Origin of the sequence: Paracoccus sp. 22332, from assembly GCF_052045125.1 — a bacterium.
Lineage (GTDB): Bacteria > Pseudomonadota > Alphaproteobacteria > Rhodobacterales > Rhodobacteraceae > Paracoccus > Paracoccus haematequi_A.
Map to the genome: position 1 here is coordinate 62,859 of NZ_JBQEOI010000004.1, position 20,872 is coordinate 83,730.

The 20,872-nt window shown below is 67.0% G+C and carries 24 protein-coding genes; 19 read left to right on the forward strand and 5 right to left on the reverse strand.

Features of this window, described 5'->3' with window-relative positions; genetic code table 11:
• The first annotated feature begins 3 nt into the window (after nt 1–3).
• The 7 genes from ACTJI6_RS06085 to ACTJI6_RS06115 all read left to right on the forward strand — a co-directional run bounded on the left by ACTJI6_RS06085 (nt 4) and on the right by ACTJI6_RS06115 (nt 5,592).
• Nucleotides 4–765: a quinoprotein dehydrogenase-associated SoxYZ-like carrier gene (locus ACTJI6_RS06085; protein WP_440798758.1), complete on the forward strand. Its 762-nt coding sequence runs from the start codon at nt 4–6 to the stop codon at nt 763–765.
• Nucleotides 762–1,709, forward strand: a complete 948-nt coding sequence (locus tag ACTJI6_RS06090) for a quinoprotein relay system zinc metallohydrolase 1 (protein WP_440798760.1) — start codon at nt 762–764, stop codon at nt 1,707–1,709. Before ACTJI6_RS06085 ends, ACTJI6_RS06090 begins: the two co-directional genes overlap by 4 nt.
• A gap of 40 nt (nt 1,710–1,749) precedes the next feature.
• Nucleotides 1,750–3,618, forward strand: coding sequence for a PQQ-dependent methanol/ethanol family dehydrogenase (locus ACTJI6_RS06095; RefSeq protein WP_440798762.1), 1,869 nt, complete (start codon nt 1,750–1,752; stop codon nt 3,616–3,618).
• Between the two features lie 50 nt (nt 3,619–3,668).
• A complete protein-coding gene (locus tag ACTJI6_RS06100; protein WP_440798764.1) occupies nt 3,669–4,301 on the forward strand; it encodes a pentapeptide repeat-containing protein in 633 nt (210 codons plus the stop codon).
• Nucleotides 4,283–4,678 carry a hypothetical protein gene (locus ACTJI6_RS06105; RefSeq protein WP_126155417.1) on the forward strand — a complete coding sequence of 132 codons (396 nt, stop codon included), beginning with the start codon at nt 4,283–4,285 and terminating at the stop codon, nt 4,676–4,678. The genes ACTJI6_RS06100 and ACTJI6_RS06105 overlap by 19 nt, the downstream gene beginning before the upstream one ends.
• Nucleotides 4,679–4,836: 158 nt before the next feature.
• A complete protein-coding gene (locus ACTJI6_RS06110; protein WP_440798767.1) occupies nt 4,837–5,046 on the forward strand; it encodes a DUF2945 domain-containing protein in 210 nt (69 codons plus the stop codon).
• Nucleotides 5,047–5,049: 3 nt separating this feature from the next.
• A complete protein-coding gene (locus tag ACTJI6_RS06115) occupies nt 5,050–5,592 on the forward strand; it encodes a DUF488 domain-containing protein (protein ID WP_440798769.1) in 543 nt (180 codons plus the stop codon).
• Here ACTJI6_RS06115 and ACTJI6_RS06120 read toward each other — a convergent pair.
• Together ACTJI6_RS06120 and ACTJI6_RS06125 are read right to left on the reverse strand one after the other, a co-directional pair.
• Nucleotides 5,565–6,509, reverse strand: coding sequence for an asparaginase domain-containing protein (locus ACTJI6_RS06120; RefSeq protein WP_440798771.1), 945 nt, complete (start codon nt 6,507–6,509; stop codon nt 5,565–5,567). The genes ACTJI6_RS06115 and ACTJI6_RS06120 overlap by 28 nt on opposite strands.
• Nucleotides 6,506–7,507 carry a bile acid:sodium symporter family protein gene (locus tag ACTJI6_RS06125; RefSeq protein ID WP_440798773.1) on the reverse strand — a complete coding sequence of 334 codons (1,002 nt, stop codon included), beginning with the start codon at nt 7,505–7,507 and terminating at the stop codon, nt 6,506–6,508. The genes ACTJI6_RS06120 and ACTJI6_RS06125 overlap by 4 nt, the downstream gene beginning before the upstream one ends.
• Nucleotides 7,508–7,577: 70 nt before the next feature.
• Between ACTJI6_RS06125 and ACTJI6_RS06130 the strand changes: the two genes are divergently transcribed.
• The 12 genes from ACTJI6_RS06130 to ACTJI6_RS06185 all read left to right on the forward strand — a co-directional run bounded on the left by ACTJI6_RS06130 (nt 7,578) and on the right by ACTJI6_RS06185 (nt 18,384).
• Nucleotides 7,578–8,039, forward strand: coding sequence for a GntR family transcriptional regulator (locus ACTJI6_RS06130; protein ID WP_440798775.1), 462 nt, complete (start codon nt 7,578–7,580; stop codon nt 8,037–8,039).
• A 53-nt stretch (nt 8,040–8,092) separates the two neighbouring features.
• Nucleotides 8,093–8,926: a PaaX family transcriptional regulator C-terminal domain-containing protein gene (locus tag ACTJI6_RS06135; RefSeq protein WP_440798777.1), complete on the forward strand. Its 834-nt coding sequence runs from the start codon at nt 8,093–8,095 to the stop codon at nt 8,924–8,926.
• A 121-nt stretch (nt 8,927–9,047) separates the two neighbouring features.
• The gene (gene pcaF, locus ACTJI6_RS06140; RefSeq protein ID WP_440798779.1) at nt 9,048–10,253 is read left to right on the forward strand and encodes a 3-oxoadipyl-CoA thiolase; all 1,206 of its coding nucleotides are present in this window, start codon (nt 9,048–9,050) and stop codon (nt 10,251–10,253) included.
• Between the two features lie 14 nt (nt 10,254–10,267).
• Nucleotides 10,268–11,266 (forward strand): 1,2-phenylacetyl-CoA epoxidase subunit PaaA, encoded by a 999-nt coding sequence (gene paaA, locus ACTJI6_RS06145; protein WP_126154229.1) that lies wholly within the window; start codon nt 10,268–10,270, stop codon nt 11,264–11,266.
• Between the two features lie 38 nt (nt 11,267–11,304).
• Nucleotides 11,305–11,589, forward strand: coding sequence for a 1,2-phenylacetyl-CoA epoxidase subunit PaaB (gene paaB, locus ACTJI6_RS06150; RefSeq protein ID WP_440798781.1), 285 nt, complete (start codon nt 11,305–11,307; stop codon nt 11,587–11,589).
• Entirely contained in the window at nt 11,589–12,440 is an 852-nt protein-coding gene (paaC, locus tag ACTJI6_RS06155; RefSeq protein WP_440798783.1) for a 1,2-phenylacetyl-CoA epoxidase subunit PaaC, read from the forward strand. Before paaB ends, paaC begins: the two co-directional genes overlap by 1 nt.
• Nucleotides 12,441–12,444: 4 nt before the next feature.
• A complete protein-coding gene (gene paaD / locus ACTJI6_RS06160) occupies nt 12,445–12,966 on the forward strand; it encodes a 1,2-phenylacetyl-CoA epoxidase subunit PaaD (protein WP_440798785.1) in 522 nt (173 codons plus the stop codon).
• 24 nt (nt 12,967–12,990) lie between these two features.
• Nucleotides 12,991–14,064, forward strand: a complete 1,074-nt coding sequence (gene paaE / locus ACTJI6_RS06165) for a 1,2-phenylacetyl-CoA epoxidase subunit PaaE (RefSeq protein WP_440798787.1) — start codon at nt 12,991–12,993, stop codon at nt 14,062–14,064.
• 7 nt (nt 14,065–14,071) lie between these two features.
• Nucleotides 14,072–14,824, forward strand: a complete 753-nt coding sequence (locus ACTJI6_RS06170; RefSeq protein ID WP_440798789.1) for a Phenylacetic acid catabolic protein — start codon at nt 14,072–14,074, stop codon at nt 14,822–14,824.
• 31 nt (nt 14,825–14,855) lie between these two features.
• Nucleotides 14,856–16,916: a phenylacetic acid degradation bifunctional protein PaaZ gene (paaZ, locus tag ACTJI6_RS06175; RefSeq protein ID WP_440798791.1), complete on the forward strand. Its 2,061-nt coding sequence runs from the start codon at nt 14,856–14,858 to the stop codon at nt 16,914–16,916.
• Nucleotides 16,916–17,527 (forward strand): acyltransferase, encoded by a 612-nt coding sequence (locus ACTJI6_RS06180; protein ID WP_440798793.1) that lies wholly within the window; start codon nt 16,916–16,918, stop codon nt 17,525–17,527. Before paaZ ends, ACTJI6_RS06180 begins: the two co-directional genes overlap by 1 nt.
• Before the next feature lie 119 nt (nt 17,528–17,646).
• Nucleotides 17,647–18,384: a hypothetical protein gene (locus tag ACTJI6_RS06185; protein WP_440798795.1), complete on the forward strand. Its 738-nt coding sequence runs from the start codon at nt 17,647–17,649 to the stop codon at nt 18,382–18,384.
• A 46-nt stretch (nt 18,385–18,430) separates the two neighbouring features.
• Here the strand turns inward: ACTJI6_RS06185 and ACTJI6_RS06190 are convergent, their stop codons facing one another.
• The 3 genes from ACTJI6_RS06190 to paaI form a co-directional block, all read right to left on the reverse strand.
• Nucleotides 18,431–19,030 (reverse strand): TetR/AcrR family transcriptional regulator, encoded by a 600-nt coding sequence (locus tag ACTJI6_RS06190; protein WP_126154240.1) that lies wholly within the window; start codon nt 19,028–19,030, stop codon nt 18,431–18,433.
• A gap of 81 nt (nt 19,031–19,111) precedes the next feature.
• Nucleotides 19,112–20,422, reverse strand: a complete 1,311-nt coding sequence (gene paaK, locus ACTJI6_RS06195) for a phenylacetate--CoA ligase PaaK (protein WP_440798798.1) — start codon at nt 20,420–20,422, stop codon at nt 19,112–19,114.
• Nucleotides 20,423–20,444: 22 nt separating this feature from the next.
• A complete protein-coding gene (paaI, locus tag ACTJI6_RS06200; protein ID WP_206436903.1) occupies nt 20,445–20,870 on the reverse strand; it encodes a hydroxyphenylacetyl-CoA thioesterase PaaI in 426 nt (141 codons plus the stop codon).
• Between the last annotated feature and the right edge of the window lie 2 nt (nt 20,871–20,872).

Consider the following 20,872-nt stretch of genomic DNA (forward strand, 5'->3'; position numbering starts at 1 on the left):
GCCGTGCCGGCGATCCTCTGCGACAGGCTGCCGGGGGGCGGCGCCGGGCTTGCCGCCTTCGGCGGCGGGCTGACCCGGCCCGAGACGCTGGACAGCGGCATGTGGGACATGCACCGCGCCGACCTGCTGGGCGCGCCGGACACCTGGCGCAGCGATCCCGGCCTGCGCCTGCTGGCCCCGCGTAACGCCGAGGATGCGCGACACGTCCCGATCCTGGCCGATGCGACCGGGCTGGGCGCGGTGGAACGAATGGTCGTGACCATCGACTATAGCCCCTTCCCGCTGGCCCTGGTCTTTCACCCCGGCCGCGCCCTGCCCCTGCTGGGATTCGGCGTGAAATACGAGATCGCGGGACCGATCCGCGCCTCGGCCCTGGCGGGCGGGGACTGGATCATGGGCGGGGCCTTCATCGACGCGATGGGCGGCGGCTGTTCGGCCCCCGCCGTCACCCATGCCCGCCCCGACTGGCAGGACGGTTTCGGAGAGATGCGCGCCCGGCTGTGGCCCGACACGGGCCGGCTGCGCGTCGGCATCCGCCATCCGATGGATACGGGCCTGGCCGACGGCGTGCCCGCCCATCACCTGACCGAACTGACCCTGACCGACATGCGCGGCGACCGGATCGCCCGGCTGGAGATCCACGAGCCGCTGGAAGAAAACCCGGTCCTGACCTTCCTGCTGCCCGCCGATCTGGCGCAAGGCCCCATCGGAATCGCCGCGCGCGACACCAGCGGCTTCCGCTTTTCCGGCGAGGTCGCGGCATGAGGATCGGACGCCGCCAGGCCCTTCTGGGCGCCGCCGCCGCCACGCTGCTGCCGATCCCGGCCCGCGCCGCGCCGGACTATCTGCTGGCGCCCCGGCAGGTGGCGGACGGGCTGTGGCTGTTCGAAGGCGCGCAGGACAGCATCACCCGCGGCAATGGCGGGGCGATCGGCAATGTCGCCATGCTGGAGACGCCGGAAGGCGCCGTGGTCGTCGATACCGGCGGCACCGCCCGGCACGGCGCGGCGCTGCGGGCCTTTGCCGACCAGCGGCTGGGCGGCGTGGCGGCGGTGCTGAACACGCATCACCACCCCGACCACTGGTTCGGCAACCAGGCCTTTGCAGACCGCCCCATCCATGCCCTGCCCGGCACCATCGCCGCGCAGGCCGCCGGGGCGCAGGCCCTGGCGGACGGGCTGTACCGGATCCTCGGCGCCTGGATGCAGGGCACCGCTCCGTTGCCCGCCCAGGTCGCGGCGGGCGACGGCGCGCTGACCCTGGGCGGGCGCGGGCTGAGCCTGATGGCGATGGCGGGCCACAGCCAGGCCGACCTGGCGCTGATTGACCAGACGACCGGCACGCTGATCGCGGGCGACCTGCTGTTCCTGGACCGCGCGCCCAGCTTTCCCGATGCCGATATCGCCACCTGGCGCGGGTCGCTGGGGCGGCTGTCGGCGCTGCAAGTCACCGGCACCATCCCCGGCCACGGCCCTTTCCACCGCGACAGCAGCGCGGCGGCGCAGACCCTGGCCTATCTGGATGCCTTCGCCGCCCGCATGCACGCCGCCGCAGCCCTTGGCCTGTCCCCCGCCGAGGCCCTGGCCACCGGTCCCATGCCCGCCTTCGCGGCCCTGGCCGCCAATCCCGCCGAATACCGCCGCGCCGCCGTCCAGCAGTGGCGCCAGCACGAGATCAACGCCCTGCCCGTCATCGGCGGCAGCGTCTGACAGACGACCCAAGACCAAGATTGCCATCAAGGAGGAGAGAATGCGCAAATCTTTCATCATCCCGTCGGTCAGCGCCCTGGCGCTGCTGGTGGCGGGCGGCCTGGGCGCCGCCATGGCCAAGGATGTCACCTGGGAAGACATCCTGAACGACCACGAGACGACCGGGGACGTGCTGATGTACGGCATGGGCAACAACGCCCAGCGGTATTCGACCCTGACCCAGATCAACGCCGAGACCGTCAGGCACCTGCGTCCCGCCTGGGCGTTCTCGTTCGGGGACGAAAAGCAGCGCGGCCAGGAAACCCAGGCCATCGTCCATGACGGCACCATCTACATCACCGGCAGCTACAGCCGGATGTGGGCGCTCGACGCCAAGACCGGCGAGCGGAAATGGAAGTTCGAGGCCCGCCTGCCCGACGACATCCGCCCCTGCTGCGACGTGATCAACCGCGGCGCCGCGATCTATGGCGACAAGGTGTTCTTCGGCGCCCTGGACGCCAGCATCTATGCGCTGAACAAGGACACCGGCAAGGTCGAGTGGCGCGAGAAATTCGCCGATCACAAGGTTGGCTACACGCTGACGGGCGCGCCCACCATCATCAAGGACGCCGAGACCGGCAAGGTGATGCTGATCCACGGCAGCTCGGGCGACGAATTCGGCGTCATCGGCAGGCTTTACGCCCGCGACCCCGACACCGGCGAGGAATTGTGGATGCGGCCCTTCGTCGAAGGCCACAAGGGCACGCTGGCGGGCGCGGAAAGCACGCCGACCGGCGATCCCTCGGCGGCCAGCTGGCCGGTCAATCCCGACGGCTCGAAGGTCGAGGCTTGGCACCACGGCGGCGGCGCGCCCTGGCAGTCGGCGGCCTTCGATGTCGAGACGAACACCATCGTGGTGGGCACCGGCAACCCGGCGCCCTGGAACACCTGGGCACGGTCGCAGGACGGCAACTTCAAGGATTACGACAGCCTCTATACCTCGGGGCAGGCCTATGTGAATCCGTCCAACGGCGAGGTCGTGGGCTTCTATCAGCATACGCCGAACGACGCCTGGGACTTTTCCGGCAACAACGAGATCATCCTGTTCGACTATACCGACAAGGACGGCAACACGCATCGCGCCGGCGCCCATGCCGACCGCAACGGCTTCTTCTATGTCACCGATACCGACAAGCTGGCGGAACGCGGCACCGACATCAACAAGCCCACCGCGCTGCTGAACGCCTTCCCCTTTGTCGATGAAATCACCTGGGCCAAGGGCATCGACCTGGAAACCGGCCGCCCGATCGAGGTCGAGGGCCAGCGTCCGCCCCTGCCCGAGGAGGGCGAGACGAAGGGCGCCACGATCCAGGTCACGCCGCCGTTCCTGGGCGGCAAGAACTGGAACCCGATGGCCTATTCTCGCGACACCGGCCTGTTCTATGTCCCCGCCAACAACTGGACCGAGGATTACTGGACGGAAAACGTGACCTATCAGGCGGGCGCCGCCTATCTGGGCCAGGGCTTCCGCATCAAGCGGCTGTATGACGACCATATCGGCACGCTGCGCGCCTTCAACCCGGCCACCGGCGAGAAGGTCTGGGAACACAAAGAGGAATTCCCGCTGTGGGCAGGCACCCTGGCAACGGCCGGGAACCTGGTCTTCACCGGCACCTCGGACGGCTATGTCAAGGCCTTCAACGCCCAGACCGGCGAAGAGCTGTGGAAGTTCCAGACCGGGTCGGGGATCGTCAGCAGCCCGATCACCTGGGAACAGGAGGGCAAGCAATACCTGGGCATCGCTTCGGGCTATGGCGGCGCGGTGCCGCTGTGGGGCGGCGACATGGCGCAGCTGACCACCCAAGTCAGCCAGGGCGGATCCTTCTGGGTCTTCGAGATCCCGAACGAACTGCTGGCCTCGGCCGAATAACCAAGCGGCGGGGGCATCGCGCCCCCGCCCGTCTTCACGGGGAAAGACCCATGCATCGCCATTCCATCGCCCTGGCCCTGCTGCTGGCCGCGCCATCCGCCCCTGCGGCGCTGGCCGATCCCATGCAGGTCGCGCCGGACACCAGCTACCCGATCATCGTGGACAGCGACGACCGCCCCGACGGCCCGCAGACCATCAACGGCTGCGAGTTGAAGCCCGGCGCCTTGTGCCCCGGCGCGGATCTGAGCCATCAGGATCTGTCGGGCCTGAACCTCAACGGCGCCGACCTGACCGGCGCGCGGCTGGTGCGGGCGAACCTGCACGGCACGCTGCTGAAGGGCGCGACCCTGACCGGGGCGGACCTGCGCGGCGCCGATCTGTCGGAAAGCTATCTGCAAGGCGCGACGGTGCGTCAGGCCGACCTGACCGGGGCGGACATGGACTATTCGCGGATGGCGGGGATCGACCTCAGCGGATCGAACCTGACCGCCGTGTCGATGGAGGCCGTCTGGGCCAGCAAGGCCCGGCTGGTCGGCACCACGCTGGTTGCCGCGAACCTGTCCGAGGCAAAGTTCTATCATGCCGACCTGGCCAATGCGACGCTAAGCGACAACACCAACCGCTTCACCATCTGGGAAGGCGTCCACATGGAGAACTGCACGGGATGTCCGGTCGACTGGTGATCTGGCTGGCGATCCTGGCAGCCGGAGGGGCAGCGGCTGCCGCCCAGGCTGATCTTGCCGCCTGCCGCGCCCTTCCCGACGATGCGGCGCGGCTGGCTTGTTACGACGCCCTGCCCCTGCCTGGCGCCACGGCCTTCCAGGGCAAGGGCAGCGGCATGGCCGGGCCGTTCACCGTCACAGGGCCGCGGACGCTGGGTTTCGCCAGCGACGACGCGATCCTGGTCGCCTATCTGCTGGACGACGCCACGGGCGCCGTCGTCCAGAACCTGCATCACGGCGGCGCCGGGATGGGCCATTTCCTGATCGAGACGCCCGGCACCTATCGCGTTCAGGTCAACGCCTCGGGCGGCTGGCGGATCGAGCTGTCGGCGCCCTGAGATTACCTTCCCCAGGGAAGGCGGCAGGCGCGGGTGCCGGTTCGCGGTGCAGTTCGCCGTCCGCGGGGCGGCATCGGGGGAAACCCGCGCCGGGATCCGGCCGTTGACCCAAGCGGGCGGGGCATCTCGGGCCCGCAGGAAGCCGCAAGGGAAAAGCCATGCCAGACAGGTTCAAGGTCGGCGATCACGTCCGCTGGAATTCCGAGGCGGGCCATGTCACCGGCCGCATCACCAGGATCCATACACGCGATTTCGACTACAAGGGGCATCGCCGACGCGCGTCCGAGGACGATCCGCAATACGAGATCCAGAGCGACAGGACCGACCACATCGCCGCGCACAAGGGCAGCGCCCTGCAGCGGATCTGACGCGTGCAGCCCGTCTTCACCATCGGCCATTCCGACCGCGACCCGTCCGAGGTGATCGCGATGCTGCGCGACGCTGGCGTGTCGCGGCTGGCCGATGTGCGCGCCTTTCCCATGTCGCGCAGCAATCCGGGCTTCAACGAGGCGGCCCTGGCCCCCCTGCTGGCGGCGCATGGCATCGAATACCGCCATCTGGCCGCGCTTGGCGGGCGGCGGCGGCGGGTCAAGTCGATCCCGCCGCAGGTCAATGCGCTGTGGCGCAACGCCAGCTTTCACAACTATGCCGACCATGCGCTGACCCCGGCCTTCCGCAACGGGCTGGACGCTCTGCTGGACTGGAGCGCCCGGCGGCGCTGCGCCATCATGTGTTCCGAGGCCGTCTGGTGGCGCTGCCACCGCCGCATCGTCGCCGACTGGCTGATCGCCGCCGGGCGCGAGGTCTGGCACATCATGGCCCAGGGGCGGCTGACCGCCGCCACCCCGACCCCCGGCGCGGCAATCGGCCCGGACGGCAGCGTGACCTATCCGGCGCCGCCCGCCGCCGCCTGACCCAGCAGCGCCGCCGCCCGGTCCACCTGCCCCGCAGCGATCAGCGCGGCCAGCAACACCCGCGCCTGGCCGGGCCGCAGCACCGGAGACAGCACCGCCCCCGCGCGCACCAGGTCGTGCCCGCCCCCGCCGCCGCCATAGCTGGCGGCCAGCCGCCCCATCGGCACCCGGCTGGACAGGACCACCGGAACCCCGGCCGCCGCGCAGCGCGCCACGGCATCGGTCACCGCCGCCGTGGCGTTCCCCGATCCGAGCGCGGCCAGCACGATCCCCTGCGCGCCCGCCGCAAGGCTGGCGTCGATATGGGCCGCATCGCATCCCGGATGGATGGCCACCAGATCGACGCGGATTCCGCCGACGGGTGCGGTCAGCGCCGCATCGGGCGCCGCCGCATCGGCCGCCAGGCGAAAGGCGTCGGCGCTGTCGGTGGCGAATTTCACCAGCCCCCAGGCGGGAAGCACCCGCCCGCCGAAGGCCAGCCTTACGCCCCCGCCGTCCAGCACCGCGCGGATCGCCGCCGCCATGTTCGCGGGACCGTCGGCCTGGGGATGATCGTCGGTGAATTGCGCGCCGGTCAGCACCACGGGCGCGCCGGGATGCTGCAAGGCCAGCAGCAGCGCCGTTTCCTCCATCGCGTCGGTGCCGTGCAGAACGACGACGCCCGCCGCCCCGCCGCCCGGTTCGGTGCCCAGTTCGGCGCCCACGGCATCGCTGATCCGCTGCATGTCGGCCAGCGTCAGGGCCGAGGAATCCTTGGCGAACAGATCGACGGGCCGCAGCCTGACCGGCGGCAGATCGCCCAGCCGGTCCAGCAGCGCCTGCCCGTCCAGGCTGGGCGTGCTGGACCCGTCCGGGTTCTTGCGGCTGGCGATGGTGCCGCCGGTGGCGATGACGGCGACAAGGGGCGCGGGGATCATTCGGCGGCCCTCGGTTCCAGCCGCGCCGCCACACGCTGAGAGATCACGGCGCAGACGCCCAGTTGCAGCAGGTGGAACAGCATAAGCGGCAGGATGATCAGAGAGATGTTCTGCCCCGCGAACAGGATCCCCGCCATCGGCAGCCCGGTCGCCAGGCTTTTCGTCGATCCGCAATACAGCACCGCCATCAGGTCGGCATGATCCAGCCCCGCCGCGCGCGCCATCAGCATCGCGGCCCCCATCACCGCCGCCAGCAGCAGGGCGCACAGCCCCAGCAGGATCGCCAGCGATGGGGCCGACATCACCTGCCAGATGCCAGCCACCACCCCTGCCGAAAAGGCCGCATAGACGATCAGCAGGATCGACCCGCGATCCACGATGGTCGTGGCCGTCCGGTGCCGGGCCAGCCATCCCGCCAGCAGCGGGCGGCACAGCTGGCCCAGGGCGAAGGGCAGCAGGATCTGCTGGACGATCTTCCAGATCGCGGACGGCTCGATCCCGTAGCCCGATCCCTGCGGGATCAGCAGCGCGAACAGCAGGGGCGACAGCACCACCCCGATCAGGTTCGACAGCGAGGCCGCGCAGACCGCCCCCGCGACATTGCCGCCCGACACCGCCGTAAAGGCGATCGAGCTTTGCACCGTGGACGGCATGCAGCCGATATACAGGATCCCCGCGCCGATGGCCGTGGGCAGCCAGATCAGCGACAGGGGCTTCAGCGCCAGGGCCAGGATCGGGAACAGCACGAAGGTCAGCGCCAGCACCGACAGTTGCAGCCTCCAGTTCGCCAGCCCCGCCAGGATGGTCGCCGTGGTCAGCTTGGCACCGTACAGGAAGAACAGCAGCGAAATCACCCAATAGGTGACATGCGACAAGAGGACCGCCGCGGCTCCGCGCGCGGGCAGAACGGTCGCCAGCACCACGGTCAGCACCAGCAGCAGCATGTATCGGTCGAAGCCGAAACGGGCCAGCACGGCCTCGGTCCTGCGCAGGGACATGGGAATTCCTAAACCTGTCTGTTTCCCGCGCTTGTATAAGTCCGGCCGATGCAATCCAACAGGGTCCATCATGTCGCCCGACCCTTCCAGAAGCACAGATCCGACCACCCTGCTGGACCAGTTCGAGGCTTTGGGGGAAATCTCGGCGCTGTGCGCCACGCTCGCCGCGCGCCGGGCGCCCCTGGCCGAGATGCAGGCGTTGGAGGATCTGGTCAACCGGATCGAGGAGGCCGATCCTCACGCCTTCCGCCAGGCCAGCCTGGATCTGCACGACCGGATCTGCCGGCTGACGAAGAATGCCGAACTGGGCGGACTGGCCGCCGGCCTGCGGACGCGGCTGGCGCCGCTATGGCCCGTCTGGCCGGTCGGTGACGACCGTCGGCAGCGGGCGATGCACGAATACCGCGCCCTGGCCGAAGCGATCAGCGACCGCGACGAAGACCAGGCCGCCATCGTCATGCGCGGCCATCTGCGCGCCTTGTCGCGCGAGGTTCTGTTCACCGCGGGGCTGTGCCCGACCGACCTGGTTTGACATCGCGCGGCCCTGCCCCTAGGCCCAGGGCGCAACCACGACCGGATCCGCCGATGAGCCAGACCGACCTGATCCAGCGTTTGACGGCCGAACTGCCGGTCACCGCCGGTTCCTTCATCGTCACCGTCTATGGCGACGTGGTGGTGCCGCGCGGCGAAGTCCTGTGGATCGGCAGCCTGATCGAGATCTGCGCCCGCATCGGCATCAGCGAAAACCTGGTGCGCACGGCCGTGTCCCGCCTGGTCGCCGCCGGGCGTCTGCAAGGGGAACGGGTCGGGCGGCGCAGCTTCTATCGCCTGGCCCCCGCCGCGCGGGCGGAATTCGCGGATGCCGCGCGGCTGCTTTACGCGCAGCCCCGGCCCTCGGGCGACTGGCTGGTGATGCTGGCCCCCGACATGGCCGAGGATCTGGCCCGCCGCCACCGCATGGCCCGGATCGGCGGCGATCTGTGGATCTGCCCGGCGCGGGGCGCCCTGCCGGACACCGGCGGGCTGGTGCTACGCGCGTCCCCCGTCGCGGGGCTGGACCGCCTGCCGCAGCTTGCCGGATACTGGGATCTGGCGGCGCTTGCCGACGGCTATCGCACCGTCCTGGACCGTTTTGCCCCGCTGGCCGACGGTTCCGCCCTGTCGCCCGAAGATGCGCTGATCGCGCGGCTGCTGCTGGTGCATCTTTATCGCGGCGTCCTGCTGCGCGATCCCGGCCTGCCCCCCGAAGCCCTGCCCGCCGACTGGCCGGGAACCGGGGCGCAGGCCCTGTTCCGCCGCCTTTACGCCGCCCTGACCCCGCGTGCCGAGGCGCATATCGCCCGCTCGATGGAGGGCGAGGACGGCACCCTGCCGGAAACCACCCCCCGGACCCAGGCGCGGCTGGCGGCGCTGGCTTGAAACATTACAGACAAGACCACATTTTTCTTTGCAGTGTAATGTATCGCCTGCTATAAGCTGACCAATCGGTCGACGAATTGGGAGAATCGTCGGCCTCAGCTTGAAATCTCTGGGGGTCTGCATGTCCGAAGCCTTCATCTGCGATGCCATCCGCACGCCGGTCGGCCGCTATGGCGGGGCGCTTGCCACGGTGCGCGCCGACGATCTGGCGGCGCTGCCGCTGAAGGCGCTGATGGATCGCAATCCGGGCGTGGACTGGTCCGCCGTCGACGACGTGATCCTGGGCTGCGCCAACCAGGCGGGCGAGGATAACCGCAACGTCGCCCGCATGGCGGTGCTGCTGTCCGGGATGCCGATCAATGTGCCGGGCACCACGGTCAATCGCCTGTGCGGTTCGGGGATGGACGCGGTGGGCATGGCCGCGCGCGCCATCAAGGCGGGCGATTGCGACTTCATGATCGCGGGCGGCGTCGAATCGATGACCCGCGCGCCCTTCGTCATGCCCAAGGCGGAAACGGCGTTTTCGCGGTCGAACGCGGTCTATGACACGACCATCGGCTGGCGCTTTCCGAACCCGGCGCTGAAAAAGGCCTTCGGCACTCATTCGATGCCGGAAACCGCCGACAACGTGGCCGCCGATTACGGCATCAGCCGCGCCGACCAGGACGCCTTCGCGGCGCTGTCGCAGGCCCGCTGGCAGGCCGCGCATCAGGCGGGCCTGTTCCGCGACGAGATCGCCCCGGTGACGATCCCGCAGAAGAAGGGCGATCCGATCGTCTTCGACACAGACGAACATCCCCGCCCCGGCACCACGGCCGAGACGCTGGCCAAGCTGCGCGGCGTCAACGGCCCGGATCTGACGGTGACGGCGGGCAACGCCTCGGGCGTCAACGACGGGGCGGCGGCGCTGGCGATCCTGTCGGAACGCGCGGCCGCCGCGCAGGGGCTGGCGCCGCGCGCCCGCATCGTCGCCATGGCGGCGGCGGGGGTCGAGCCGCGCGTCATGGGCATCGGCCCGGTGCCCGCCGCACGCAAGGTTCTGGCCCGCGCGAACCTGTCGCTGGACCAGATGGATGTGATAGAATTGAACGAAGCCTTTGCCGCACAGGGGCTGGCCGTGCTTCGCGACCTGGGTCTTGCCGATGACGATCCGCGCGTGAACCCGAATGGCGGCGCCATCGCCATCGGCCATCCCCTGGGCATGTCCGGCGCCCGGCTGGTCACCACCGCGATGTATCAGCTGCACCGGACTGGCGGACGCCATGCCCTGTGCACCATGTGCATCGGCGTGGGCCAAGGCATCGCCATCATCATCGAACGCGTCTGAGAGGAGAGACTGCCATGTATGCACAGCTGGTCAAATCCGAAGGGTCCAAGACCCGCGAAGAAATGACGCCCGAGGAGATCGCCTTCCAGGACCGGATCGACCGGAACGAGAAGATCGAGCCGAAGGAATGGATGCCCGAAGGCTATCGCAAGACGCTGATCCGCCAGATCGGCCAGCACGCCCATTCCGAAATCGTCGGCCAATTGCCCGAGGGCAACTGGATCACCCGCGCCCCCACGCTGGAACGCAAGGCGATCCTGCTGGCCAAGGTCCAGGACGAGGCGGGGCACGGGCTGTATCTGTATTGCGCCGCCGAAACCCTGGGCGTTTCCCGCGACGAACTGCTGGAGGCGCTGCATTCCGGCAAGATGAAATATTCGTCGATCTTCAACTATCCCACGCTGACCTGGGCCGACATGGGCGCGGTCGGCTGGCTGGTCGACGGCGCGGCGATCATGAACCAGGTGCCGCTGCAACGGACCAGCTATGGCCCCTATTCCCGCGCGATGATCCGCATCTGCAAGGAGGAGTCGTTCCACCAGCGGCAGGGTTACGACATCATGATGAAGATGTGCGCGGGCACCCCGGAACAGAAGGCGATGGCCCAGGATGCGCTGAACCGCTTCTGGTATCCGGCGCTGATGATGTTCGGGCCGTCCGACAAGGATTCGGTCCATTCCGCGCAGTCGATGGCGTGGAAGATCAAGATGAACACGAACGACGAACTGCGCCAGAAATTCGTCGACCAGACCGTGCCGCAGGCCGAATACCTGGGCCTGACCGTCCCCGACCCCGACCTGAAATGGAACGAGGAGAAGGGCGGCTATGACTTCAGCGAACCCGACTGGTCGGAATTCTTCGCCGTGATCGCCGGCAACGGTCCCTGCAACGCCGAACGGCTTGGCGCCCGCGTCAAGGCGTGGGAGGACGGCGCCTGGTTCCGCGACGGGCTGATGGCCCACGCGGCCAAGGCCAGTGAACGCGCCCGCGCCGCCCGCCACGCCGCCGAATAAGCCGCCAGCCACAACCCGCATCATTGGGAGAAGCCATCATGTCCAACGAATGGCCGCTTTGGGAAATCTTCATCCGGGGCCAGCACGGCCTCAATCACCGCCATGTCGGCAGCCTGCACGCCCCCGATGCCGAAATGGCGATCCGCAACGCCCGCGACGTGTACACCCGCCGCAACGAGGGCGTGTCGATCTGGGTGGTGCGGTCGAACGACATCACCGCATCCTCGCCTTCGGAAAAGGGGCCGCTCTACGATCCGTCGAACAGCAAGGTCTATCGCCATCCAACCTTCTACGACATCCCCGATGAAGTGGGGCATATGTGATGCCCTCGCTTCCCGACATGACCACTCCGAACCTGGATGCGCTGGCCGGTCAGGCGCTGGCCCAAGGCGGCCATGCCCAGGCGCCCGCGCCGGATGCGGGGCAGCCCCAGTTCGTGGAATTCCTGCAACGGATGGGCGACAACTGCCTGATCCTGGGTCATCGCGTGTCGGAATGGTGCGGCCATTCCCCGGCGTTGGAAGAGGACATCGCGCTTGCCAACCAGGCGCTGGACCTGATCGGCCAGTGCCAATTGTGGCTGGGCTTGGCGGGCGAAGTGGAAGGCCGCGGCCGCGACGCCGACGCGCTGGCCTATCTGCGCGACGCGGGCGCCTTCCGCAACCTGCTGCTGGTGGAGCTTCCGAACGGCGATTTCGGCGTCACGCTGATGCGCCAGTTCCTGTTCGACGCCTTCCATATCGAGATGCTGCGGGCGCTGAAAACCTCGGCCGATCCCCGCGTGGCCGAGATCGCCGCCAAGGCCGAGAAAGAGGTCGCCTATCATCTGGAACGGTCCGCCGATCTGGTGATCCGGCTGGGCGACGGCACCGACGAAAGCCACCGCCGGATGCAGGCCGCGCTGGCGAAGCTGTGGCCCTATACCGGAGAGATGTTCCTGGACGATGCCGTGGATCAGGCGATGGCCGACGCCGGGGTGGCGCCGCTGCCCTCGGCGCTGAAAGCCGCCTGGGACCGCACCGTCGCGTCGGTGCTGGACGAGGGGACGCTGGCCCTGCCCGCCGATGGCTGGCACCACAAGGGCGGCAAGAACGGCATCCACACGGAACATCTGGGATATATCCTGGCCCAGATGCAGTTCCTGCAACGCGCCTATCCCGGCGCGAAATGGTGACGCCATGTCCGCCACGACGCTGCCCGATACCGGCCAGATCTGGGACTGGTTGTCGCAGGTGCCGGACCCGGAAATCCCGGTCATCAGTCTGACGGACCTGGGCATCATCCGCGATGTGGCCTGGCAAGGCGACACGCTGGTGGTGACGGTGACGCCCACCTATTCCGGCTGCCCCGCGACCGGCGTCATCAACCTGGACATCGAATCCGTGCTGCGCGCCCACGGCATTCAGAAGCTGGAACTGAAACGCCAGTTGTCCCCCGCCTGGACGACCGACTGGATCACGCCCGAAGGCCGCGAGAAGCTGCGCGCCTATGGCATCGCCCCGCCCGTCGACGGCACGGCGGCGGATGGCGTTCTGGCGGGTCGGGTGTCGCGGCTGATGGGCAGCAACCTGACCATCCAATGTCCGCGCTGCGGATCGACCCATACGCAAAAGGTCAGCCAGTTCGGATCCACCCCGTGCAAGGCCAGCTGGCGCTGCACCGACTGCCTGGAACCCTTCGACTATTTCAAGTGCATCTGACCGCACCCAAGGAAAGACACCCCGATGGCACGCTTTCTGCCCCTGAAAGTCACCGATGTGCGCCGCGAGACCCGCGATGCGGTCGTCGTGACCCTGGCCCCCCGCGACGAGGATCGCGCCCTGTTCGATTTCACCCAAGGCCAGTACCTGACCTTCCGCCGCGCCTTCGACGGCGAGGAATTGCGCCGGTCCTATTCGATCTGCGCGGGCGTCGATGACGGCTGCCTGCAAGTCGGCATCAAGCGCGTCGATGGCGGGGCCTTTTCCACCTGGGCCAACGAGAACCTGGCGCCCGGCGACGAGATCGAGGCGATGCCGCCGATGGGCAAGTTTTCCATGCCCCTGGACCCGGATGCCGCGCGCCATTACGTGGGCTTCGCCGCCGGATCGGGGATTACGCCGGTCCTGTCCATCGTCAAGACCGTGCTGCGGCGGGAACCGAAATCGCGCTTTACGCTGGTCTATGCCAACCGGCAGATCAGCAGCATCATGTTCCGTGAGGAGCTGGAGGATCTGAAGAACCTCCATCTCGGCCGCTTCTCGGTCCTGCATGTGCTGGAGTCCGAGGCGCAGGAGATCGACCTGTTCACCGGCCGCATCGACGCGGACAAGATGACGGCGCTGTTCGACCGCTGGATCGATCCGAAATCGGTCGATGCCGCCTTCATCTGCGGGCCGGAACCGATGATGCTGACCGTGGCGCAGTCGCTGCGCGACCACGGCCTGCGCGACGACCAGATCCGGTTCGAACTGTTCGCCAGCAGCCAGCCGGGCCGCGCCAAGGCCCGCCCCGTGTCGAAAGCGACCGAGGGGGGCGAGGGCACCCAGGCCACGGTGACGCTGGACGGCGCCACCCGCAGCTTCGCCATGCCGCGCGAGGGCCAGACGATCCTGGACGCCGCCATCGCCAACAACCTGGACGCGCCCTATTCCTGCAAGGCGGGCGTCTGTTCCACCTGCCGCTGCAAGGTGCTGGAAGGCGAGGTCGAGATGGCCGTGAACCACGCGCTGGAAGACTACGAGGTCCGCGCGGGTTACGTCCTGTCCTGCCAGTCCTATCCGCTGACCGACCGCGTGGTCGTCACCTATGACGAATGAGGCCCCCATGCCTGACACCATGAACATCGAGGACTATCTGGCCCAGGGCGGCGTCCTGACCGCGCCCGGCAACGTGCCCGCCCGCTATCGCGGCGAGCTGATGCGGCTGATGTCGTCCTTCGTGGACAGCGAACTGGCGGCCTCGGCCGGGTTTGCGTCGTCCATCAACTTCGCGCCGGGCATCCGGGAACGCATCGCCGCCAGCCGGATCACGCTGGAAAAGGCCGATCACGCGGAACGGGTGCTGGCCGTGATGGGCGATTTCGGCACCGATACGGGTCGTTACCAGACCCAGCATGACTGGGCCGCCCGCGTGGATCGCGACAGCGACCTGGGCGCCGCGCGGCAACAGGGCGACATGCGCCTGTCGGTGTTCCACTATCCGATCACAGGCTGGACCGACGCCGTGGTGATGAACGTTCTGCAAGGCCTGGCCACCGGCGTGCAGATGACGGAACTGACCCGCGTGTCTTATGCGCCCCTGGCCGAGGTGTTCCGCGAGATCGCCCCGCGCGAGGCGCGCCACGCCGAACTGGGGCTGGAGGGGCTGGCCCGCATCGTCGAGACGGACCAGGGCCGGGCCGAGTCGCAGGCAAGCCTTTCCTATTGGCGGCCCCGCGTGGCGGCGGGCTTTGGGGTGGCGAACTCGACCCGTTACGACACGCAGGCGCGGTTCGGCATCCGCCATACCCCGAACGAAACGCTGTTGGCCCGCTGGAATGCACTGGCCGACGAACACCTGGGCAGATTGGGTCTGTGAACCCAGCCCTGTTGACGAAAAAGGAACTGCCATGACCATCACGCTTCGCGCCTCGCGCCGCCTGGAAAGCTATCTCTGCGGGGAATGGGTGCCCGGCGCGAAAGAGGGGCAGACCCTGCTGGACGCCGCCACCGGCGATCCGGTCGCCACCATCGACTCCACGGGCCTGGATTTCGCGGCGGCCCTTGACTACGGCCGCGCCAAGGCGGGGCCAAGGCTGCGGGCCATGACCTTCCACGAGCGCGCCGGAATGCTGAAGGCCCTGGGCCTGGCGCTGATGGAGCGGAAAGAGGAATTCTATACCGAAAGCCTGCATACCGGCGCCACCCGCGCCGATGGCTGGGTCGATATCGAGGGCGGCATCGGCACCATGCTGGCCTTTGCGTCCAAGGGTCGGCGCGAATTGCCGAACGCGCGCGTGCTGACCGACGGCGATGTAGAACTGCTGTCGCGCGACAACAGCTTCAGCGCCCAGCATATCCTGACCCCGCTGCATGGCGTGGCGATCCACATCAACGCCTTCAACTTCCCCGTCTGGGGGATGCTGGAAAAGATCGCGCCGACGCTGCTGGCGGGCGTGCCCTGCCTGGTGAAACCCGCCAGCCAGACCGCCTATCTGACGGAACTGGTGGTGCGCCGGATCGTGGACACCGGCATCCTGCCCGACGGCGCGCTGCAACTGATCTGCGGATCGGTGGGCGACCTCTTGGATCAGGTCACCGAACAGGACGCCGTGACCTTCACCGGATCGGCCCATACCGGCCGCAAGCTGAAGACCCATCCCGCGATCGTGCAGCATTCCGTCCGCTTCACGATGGAAGCCGACAGCCTGAACGCCACCCTCCTCGGCCCCGACGCGGTGGCGGGCACGCCCGAGTTCGACCTGTTCGTGCGTGAAGTCGCGCGCGAGATGACCAGCAAGGCGGGCCAGAAATGCACCGCCATCCGCCGCGTCATCGCCCCGCGCGGACAGGTGGACGCGCTGATCGCCGCCCTTCGCGACCGGCTGGACAAGACCGCCCTGGGCCTGCCGGGCGATGAGAGCACCCGCATGGGACCGCTGGCCAGCCTGGATCAGCGCGACGAGGTGCGGGCGCGGATCCGCGAATTGCAGGCGGTGGCGGAAATCGTCGCCGGCAATCCCGATGACGTGCGCGTCGTCTCGGGCGATGCAGGGAAAGGCGCCTTCCTGAACCCCGTCCTGCTTTACGCCGACAAACCCTTCGAGGCGGCGGCGGTGCATGATTGCGAGGCCTTCGGCCCGGTTTCCACCGTGATGGGCTATGACGACCTGGACGAAGCCGTCGCGCTTGCCGCGCGGGGCCGGGGGTCGCTGGTGTCCTCGGTCTTCACCGACGACAAGGACGTGGCGGAACGGGTGGTCCTGGGGGTCGCGCCCTTCCACGGGCGGGTGCTGATCGGCAACCGCGCCTCGGCCAAGTCGTCCACCGGGCATGGTTCGCCCCTGGCGCCGCTGGTCCATGGCGGGCCGGGCCGCGCGGGCGGCGGCGAGGAGATGGGCGGCATTCGCGGCGTCAAGCATTTCATGCAGCGCACCGCCGTCCAGGGCGCGCCGCGCCTGCTGTCCGCCGTCACGGGCCGGTGGATCGAGGGCGCTGACGTGCAGCAGGGGGAACACCCCTTCCGCAAGTCGCTGGCGGACCTGCGCATCGGCGACCAGCTGGTGACAGCCGCGCGGCAGGTCACGCAGGAGGATGTCGAACATTTCGCGCATTTCACCGGCGACACCTTCTATGCCCATATGGACAGCGATGCCGCGCGCGCGAACCCGTTCTTCGACGACCGCGTGGCGCATGGCTATCTGATCGCCTCTTTCGCCGCCGGGCTTTTCGTGGAGCCGAATCCTGGCCCGGTGCTGGCGAATTACGGCGTCGACAACCTGCGCTTCCTGACGCCGGTCTATTTCGGCGACAGCCTGCAAGTCCGCCTGACCTGCAAGGAGATCAACCCGCGCGAAAACGCCGGCCACGGAGAGGTCCGCTGGGATTGCCGGGTGACCAACCAGAAGGACGAGGTGGTGGCGCAATATGACGTGCTGACCATGGTCGCCAAGCAATGGCCTGCGGCGTGATGGCCAAGGTCTATTCCTGGGACGGCATCGTTCCGGTCATCGACCCTGCGGCCTTCGTCCACCCCGAGGCCGTGGTGATCGGCGATGTGATCGTGGCCGCGGGGGTCTATGTCGGCCCCTGCGCGGTGCTGCGCGGCGATTTCGGACGGATCGTTCTGCATCCCGGATCGAACGTGCAGGAAACCTGCGTGGTCCATAGCTTCCCCGGCAAGGACGTGGTGGTCGAGGAATCCGGTCATATTGGCCACAGCGCCGTCCTGCACGGCTGCCACATCGGCAAAAACGCCATGGTCGGCATGAATGCCGTGGTCATGGACGAGGCGGTGGTGGGCGAAAACTCCATCATCGCGGCCATGGCCTTCGTGAAGGCGGGCGCCCGGATCCCGCCGAATTCGCTGGCGGTCGGATCGCCCGCCAAGGTGGTGCGGGAACTGTCAGCGGACGAGATCGCCTGGAAGCGCCAGGGCACCGGCGTCTATCAGCAGCTTGCGGCCAAGGCGAAGGTGAAGCTGACCCCGGCGGTGGCGCTGACCGAGGTGGAAGTAGACCGGCGGAGGGCTGAAGCGCCGCGTTATGATCCGCTGGTGACGGCGCGAACGGGGTTTGAGTAGGATGCGCGCCTATGCTTCTCCAATTGACAGGGGGCATACTAAAAGCGCATCATTGTTCTATCCTAATTAATCATAATAAATTAGCAATGTCTCCGCTGTTTCATCAATAGGTGTGCAAAATGGCCGAGCATCCAGTCATCACTATAATTGATGATCTTTTACAAAGGGTGGAAGCTTGTGAGCTGTATTGCAACCAACATGGCTTGCAGGATGCGTCTGAACGGGATCACCCTTACCTAGCCAGCCATATGCTGGAACACGGCGAGATGAGCCAACTGGATACCATTGTCAGGCAATTATGTCAGCGTATACGACAAAGCCCACCCGATGACATGGAATGGATGAGCCATTTTTCCCAGCTTATTGATTATAAGGAAAGACGAGGACATTATCCCCGAACAAGCATGGAAGCCTGGTCAAACATGAAGTTCCAACTTCGGAAGACCAAAGCTTTTGTCCGCATTCTTCTTGCCGAACAAGCTTATCAGGTCGAACTGGCAGCGGCCAAGATTCCCGTCAGAAAGGAAGTGAACATGGGACACTTTATTCAAGGAGTTAAGGGACATGTCATCGTTGACTCAACGGTTAACAAATCCACTCTGACCACCACGATACAAGTCCTGGAATCTCGCTTTGATGCGGACGTTGCTGAATTCATAAAATCCCTAGCGGATTTTGTTAGCAAGTCAGGGAACAAGGATGCCGTCGAACTGGTGGACCAACTCAATGAGGAACTCTCCCGCCCAGAACCACGCGCATCACTCATGCGACGGTCTTGGGACAACCTTGTAGCTATCTTACCTGTGGTCAAGGAGATGGCCGGGGCTACTGGAGCTTTAGCAAAGCTGTTTGCCTAAGCTTGTTGACCAAAGGTTGCGAGGCAATTGATTCAGCCTCATACCCTCACCGCACCGCCTTGATCCCCTCCAGGATCAGCGTGGTCGCCACGTCCGCGTAATCCTCGCGGCTGATGCGGCCGCCGTCCTTGAACCACATGTAGACCCAGTTCATCATGCCGAACAGCGACATGGTGACGGGCATCAGCAGCGGGCGTTCGCGGGTGTTGAGATCCGGGTTGATCTGGTCCAGCACGGCGGAAAACCGCTTCACGATGCCGCGTTCGACCGCCATGATCTGCGCCTTCTGGTCGTCGGTCAGAGCGGCGGTCGCGTTCAGCTGGACCTTGTGCTGATTGTCGGCGCCGCGATAGCTTTCCAGCACCGCCCCCACCAGGCTGCGCAGCCGCTGGTTGGGCGGCAGGGCGGGGTCGTCGGCGGCCTCGATGGCGTCCTGCAACTCCTCCAGATGCGTCATGATGATCGCGAAGATAAGCGCGTCCTTGGAGGGATAGTAATGATACAGCAGCGCCTTGCTGACCTGGGCCTGCTGAGCGATCTGGGACATGGACGCCTTGTCCATGCCCTGTTCGGCAAAGACCAGGGCCGCATGGTCCAGGATGCTGCGGCTCTTTTCCTCGAAATCCTGTGCCCGCGTTCGCGCCATGGGATCACTTTCCTGATGGACGGTCGTGTGCCGCTTTAGCGGGCGGGGGCGGCAGAGTCACCACCGCCTCCGCGCGGGCCGTCATTCTTTCGGGCGGTTGTCGATCACCCGCTTGGCCTTGCCTTCGGATCGGGCGATACCGCCGGGATCGCGCACCTCGACCCTGGTGGACACGCCCACCACCGACTTGATGTGATGCGCCAGTTCCCTGGCCGAGGCCGCGCGGGCGTTGCTGTCGGCGTGATCCTCGGCGCATTCGACATGGACGGTCATGTTGTCCATGCGGCCCGACCGCCCCAGCTCGATCTGGAAATGCGGTGCAAGGCCCGCGCATTTCAGGATCTGTTCCTCGATCTGGGTGGGGAAGACGTTGACGCCGCGCAGGATGATCATGTCGTCGCTGCGCCCGGTGATCTTCTCGATCCGGCGCATCGACCGGGCGGTGCCGGGCAGCAGGCGCGTCAGGTCGCGGGTGCGGTAACGCACCATCGGCAGGCCTTCCTTGGTCAGCGTGGTGAAGACCAGCTCGCCCATCTGGCCGTCGGGCAGGACTTCTCCGGTCACGGGATCGATGATCTCGGGATAGAAGTGATCTTCCCAGATGTGCAGCCCGTCCTTGGTTTCCACGCATTCCATGGCGACGCCCGGACCCATCACCTCGGACAGGCCATAGATGTCGACAGCGTGCATGTCGAAGGCCTCCTCGATTTCCTGGCGCATGGCATTGGTCCAGGGCTCGGCGCCGAAGATGCCGACCTGCAAGGACGACTGGCGCGGGTCCAGGCCCTGGCGGCGGAATTCGTCCAGGATCGACAGCATGTAGCTGGGCGTCACCATGATGATGCGCGGCTTGAAGTCGTGAATCAGCGTCACCTGCCGTTCGGTCATGCCGCCCGACATGGGAACGACCGTGCAGCCCAGCCGTTCGGCCCCGTAATGCGCGCCAAGCCCGCCGGTGAACAGGCCATAGCCATAGGCGTTGTGCAGCATGTCGCCGGGACGCCCGCCGCCCGCGCGGATCGACCGGGCGATCAGGTTCGCCCAATGGTCGATATCGGCCTGAGTATAGCCCACGACCGTCGGCTTGCCGGTGGTGCCGGACGATCCGTGGATGCGCACCAGCTTCGATTGCGGCACGGCGAACATGCCGAAAGGATAGCAGTCGCGCAGATCCTGCTTCACGGTGAAGGGGAATTTCGCAATATCCTTCAGCGACTTCAGATCCTCGGGGTGGACATCGGCCTTGATGAACTGGTTGCGGTAGAAGGGCGAGTTTTCGAAGGCGTGTTTCAGCGACCGCTTCATGCGGTGGAATTGCAGCGCCTCGATCTCGTCGCGGGATGCGGTCTCGATCGGGTCCAGATCCTTGGGATTCGGGGTCAGGTCTTCCATGGTTTCCTCCCTGGAAATGCGGTCAGGCGGGCAGGTGCGTGCCCTTGACGGTACGCGAATGGCCGCGGAACTCGGCCACGTGTTCGCCGTCCTGGTTGGTGATGCGGATGTCGTAGATGCCCGACCGCCCCCGGCGCGACGTTTCCGTGGCGGTGGCGGTCAGCCGGTCGCCGATGCGGCCGGGGATCAGGTAGGTGATCGAGCAATGCTGCGCCACGACCATCTGGTTGTAGCTGTTGCAGGCGAACGCGAAGGCGCTGTCGGCCAGCGTGAAGATATAGCCGCCGTGGCAGTTGCCGTGGCCGTTCGACATCGCCTCGGTGACGGTCATGGACAGCGTGGCCTGGCCGGGGGCGATATGGTCCAGGGTCATGCCAAGCCGCTGGCTGGCCGAATCGTTGTTCCACATGGCGCGCGCCGAGGCTTCGGCGATTTCCTGCGGGGTCATGT

Coding starts and splice junctions, on each gene's coding strand:
- ACTJI6_RS06090 (WP_440798760.1), top strand. CDS start 762: ATGAGGATCGGACGCCGCCAGGCCCTTCTGGGCGCCGCCGCCGCCACG.
- ACTJI6_RS06095 (WP_440798762.1), top strand. CDS start 1,750: ATGCGCAAATCTTTCATCATCCCGTCGGTCAGCGCCCTGGCGCTGCTG.
- ACTJI6_RS06100 (WP_440798764.1), top strand. CDS start 3,669: ATGCATCGCCATTCCATCGCCCTGGCCCTGCTGCTGGCCGCGCCATCC.
- ACTJI6_RS06105 (WP_126155417.1), top strand. CDS start 4,283: ATGTCCGGTCGACTGGTGATCTGGCTGGCGATCCTGGCAGCCGGAGGG.
- ACTJI6_RS06110 (WP_440798767.1), top strand. CDS start 4,837: ATGCCAGACAGGTTCAAGGTCGGCGATCACGTCCGCTGGAATTCCGAG.
- ACTJI6_RS06120 (WP_440798771.1), bottom strand. CDS start 6,509: ATGATCCCCGCGCCCCTTGTCGCCGTCATCGCCACCGGCGGCACCATC.
- ACTJI6_RS06125 (WP_440798773.1), bottom strand. CDS start 7,507: ATGTCCCTGCGCAGGACCGAGGCCGTGCTGGCCCGTTTCGGCTTCGAC.
- ACTJI6_RS06130 (WP_440798775.1), top strand. CDS start 7,578: ATGTCGCCCGACCCTTCCAGAAGCACAGATCCGACCACCCTGCTGGAC.
- ACTJI6_RS06135 (WP_440798777.1), top strand. CDS start 8,093: ATGAGCCAGACCGACCTGATCCAGCGTTTGACGGCCGAACTGCCGGTC.
- pcaF (WP_440798779.1), top strand. CDS start 9,048: ATGTCCGAAGCCTTCATCTGCGATGCCATCCGCACGCCGGTCGGCCGC.
- paaA (WP_126154229.1), top strand. CDS start 10,268: ATGTATGCACAGCTGGTCAAATCCGAAGGGTCCAAGACCCGCGAAGAA.
- paaB (WP_440798781.1), top strand. CDS start 11,305: ATGTCCAACGAATGGCCGCTTTGGGAAATCTTCATCCGGGGCCAGCAC.
- paaC (WP_440798783.1), top strand. CDS start 11,589: ATGCCCTCGCTTCCCGACATGACCACTCCGAACCTGGATGCGCTGGCC.
- paaD (WP_440798785.1), top strand. CDS start 12,445: ATGTCCGCCACGACGCTGCCCGATACCGGCCAGATCTGGGACTGGTTG.
- paaE (WP_440798787.1), top strand. CDS start 12,991: ATGGCACGCTTTCTGCCCCTGAAAGTCACCGATGTGCGCCGCGAGACC.
- ACTJI6_RS06170 (WP_440798789.1), top strand. CDS start 14,072: ATGCCTGACACCATGAACATCGAGGACTATCTGGCCCAGGGCGGCGTC.
- paaZ (WP_440798791.1), top strand. CDS start 14,856: ATGACCATCACGCTTCGCGCCTCGCGCCGCCTGGAAAGCTATCTCTGC.
- ACTJI6_RS06180 (WP_440798793.1), top strand. CDS start 16,916: ATGGCCAAGGTCTATTCCTGGGACGGCATCGTTCCGGTCATCGACCCT.
- ACTJI6_RS06185 (WP_440798795.1), top strand. CDS start 17,647: ATGGCCGAGCATCCAGTCATCACTATAATTGATGATCTTTTACAAAGG.
- ACTJI6_RS06190 (WP_126154240.1), bottom strand. CDS start 19,030: ATGGCGCGAACGCGGGCACAGGATTTCGAGGAAAAGAGCCGCAGCATC.
- paaK (WP_440798798.1), bottom strand. CDS start 20,422: ATGGAAGACCTGACCCCGAATCCCAAGGATCTGGACCCGATCGAGACC.
- paaI (WP_206436903.1), bottom strand. CDS start 20,870: ATGACCCCGCAGGAAATCGCCGAAGCCTCGGCGCGCGCCATGTGGAAC.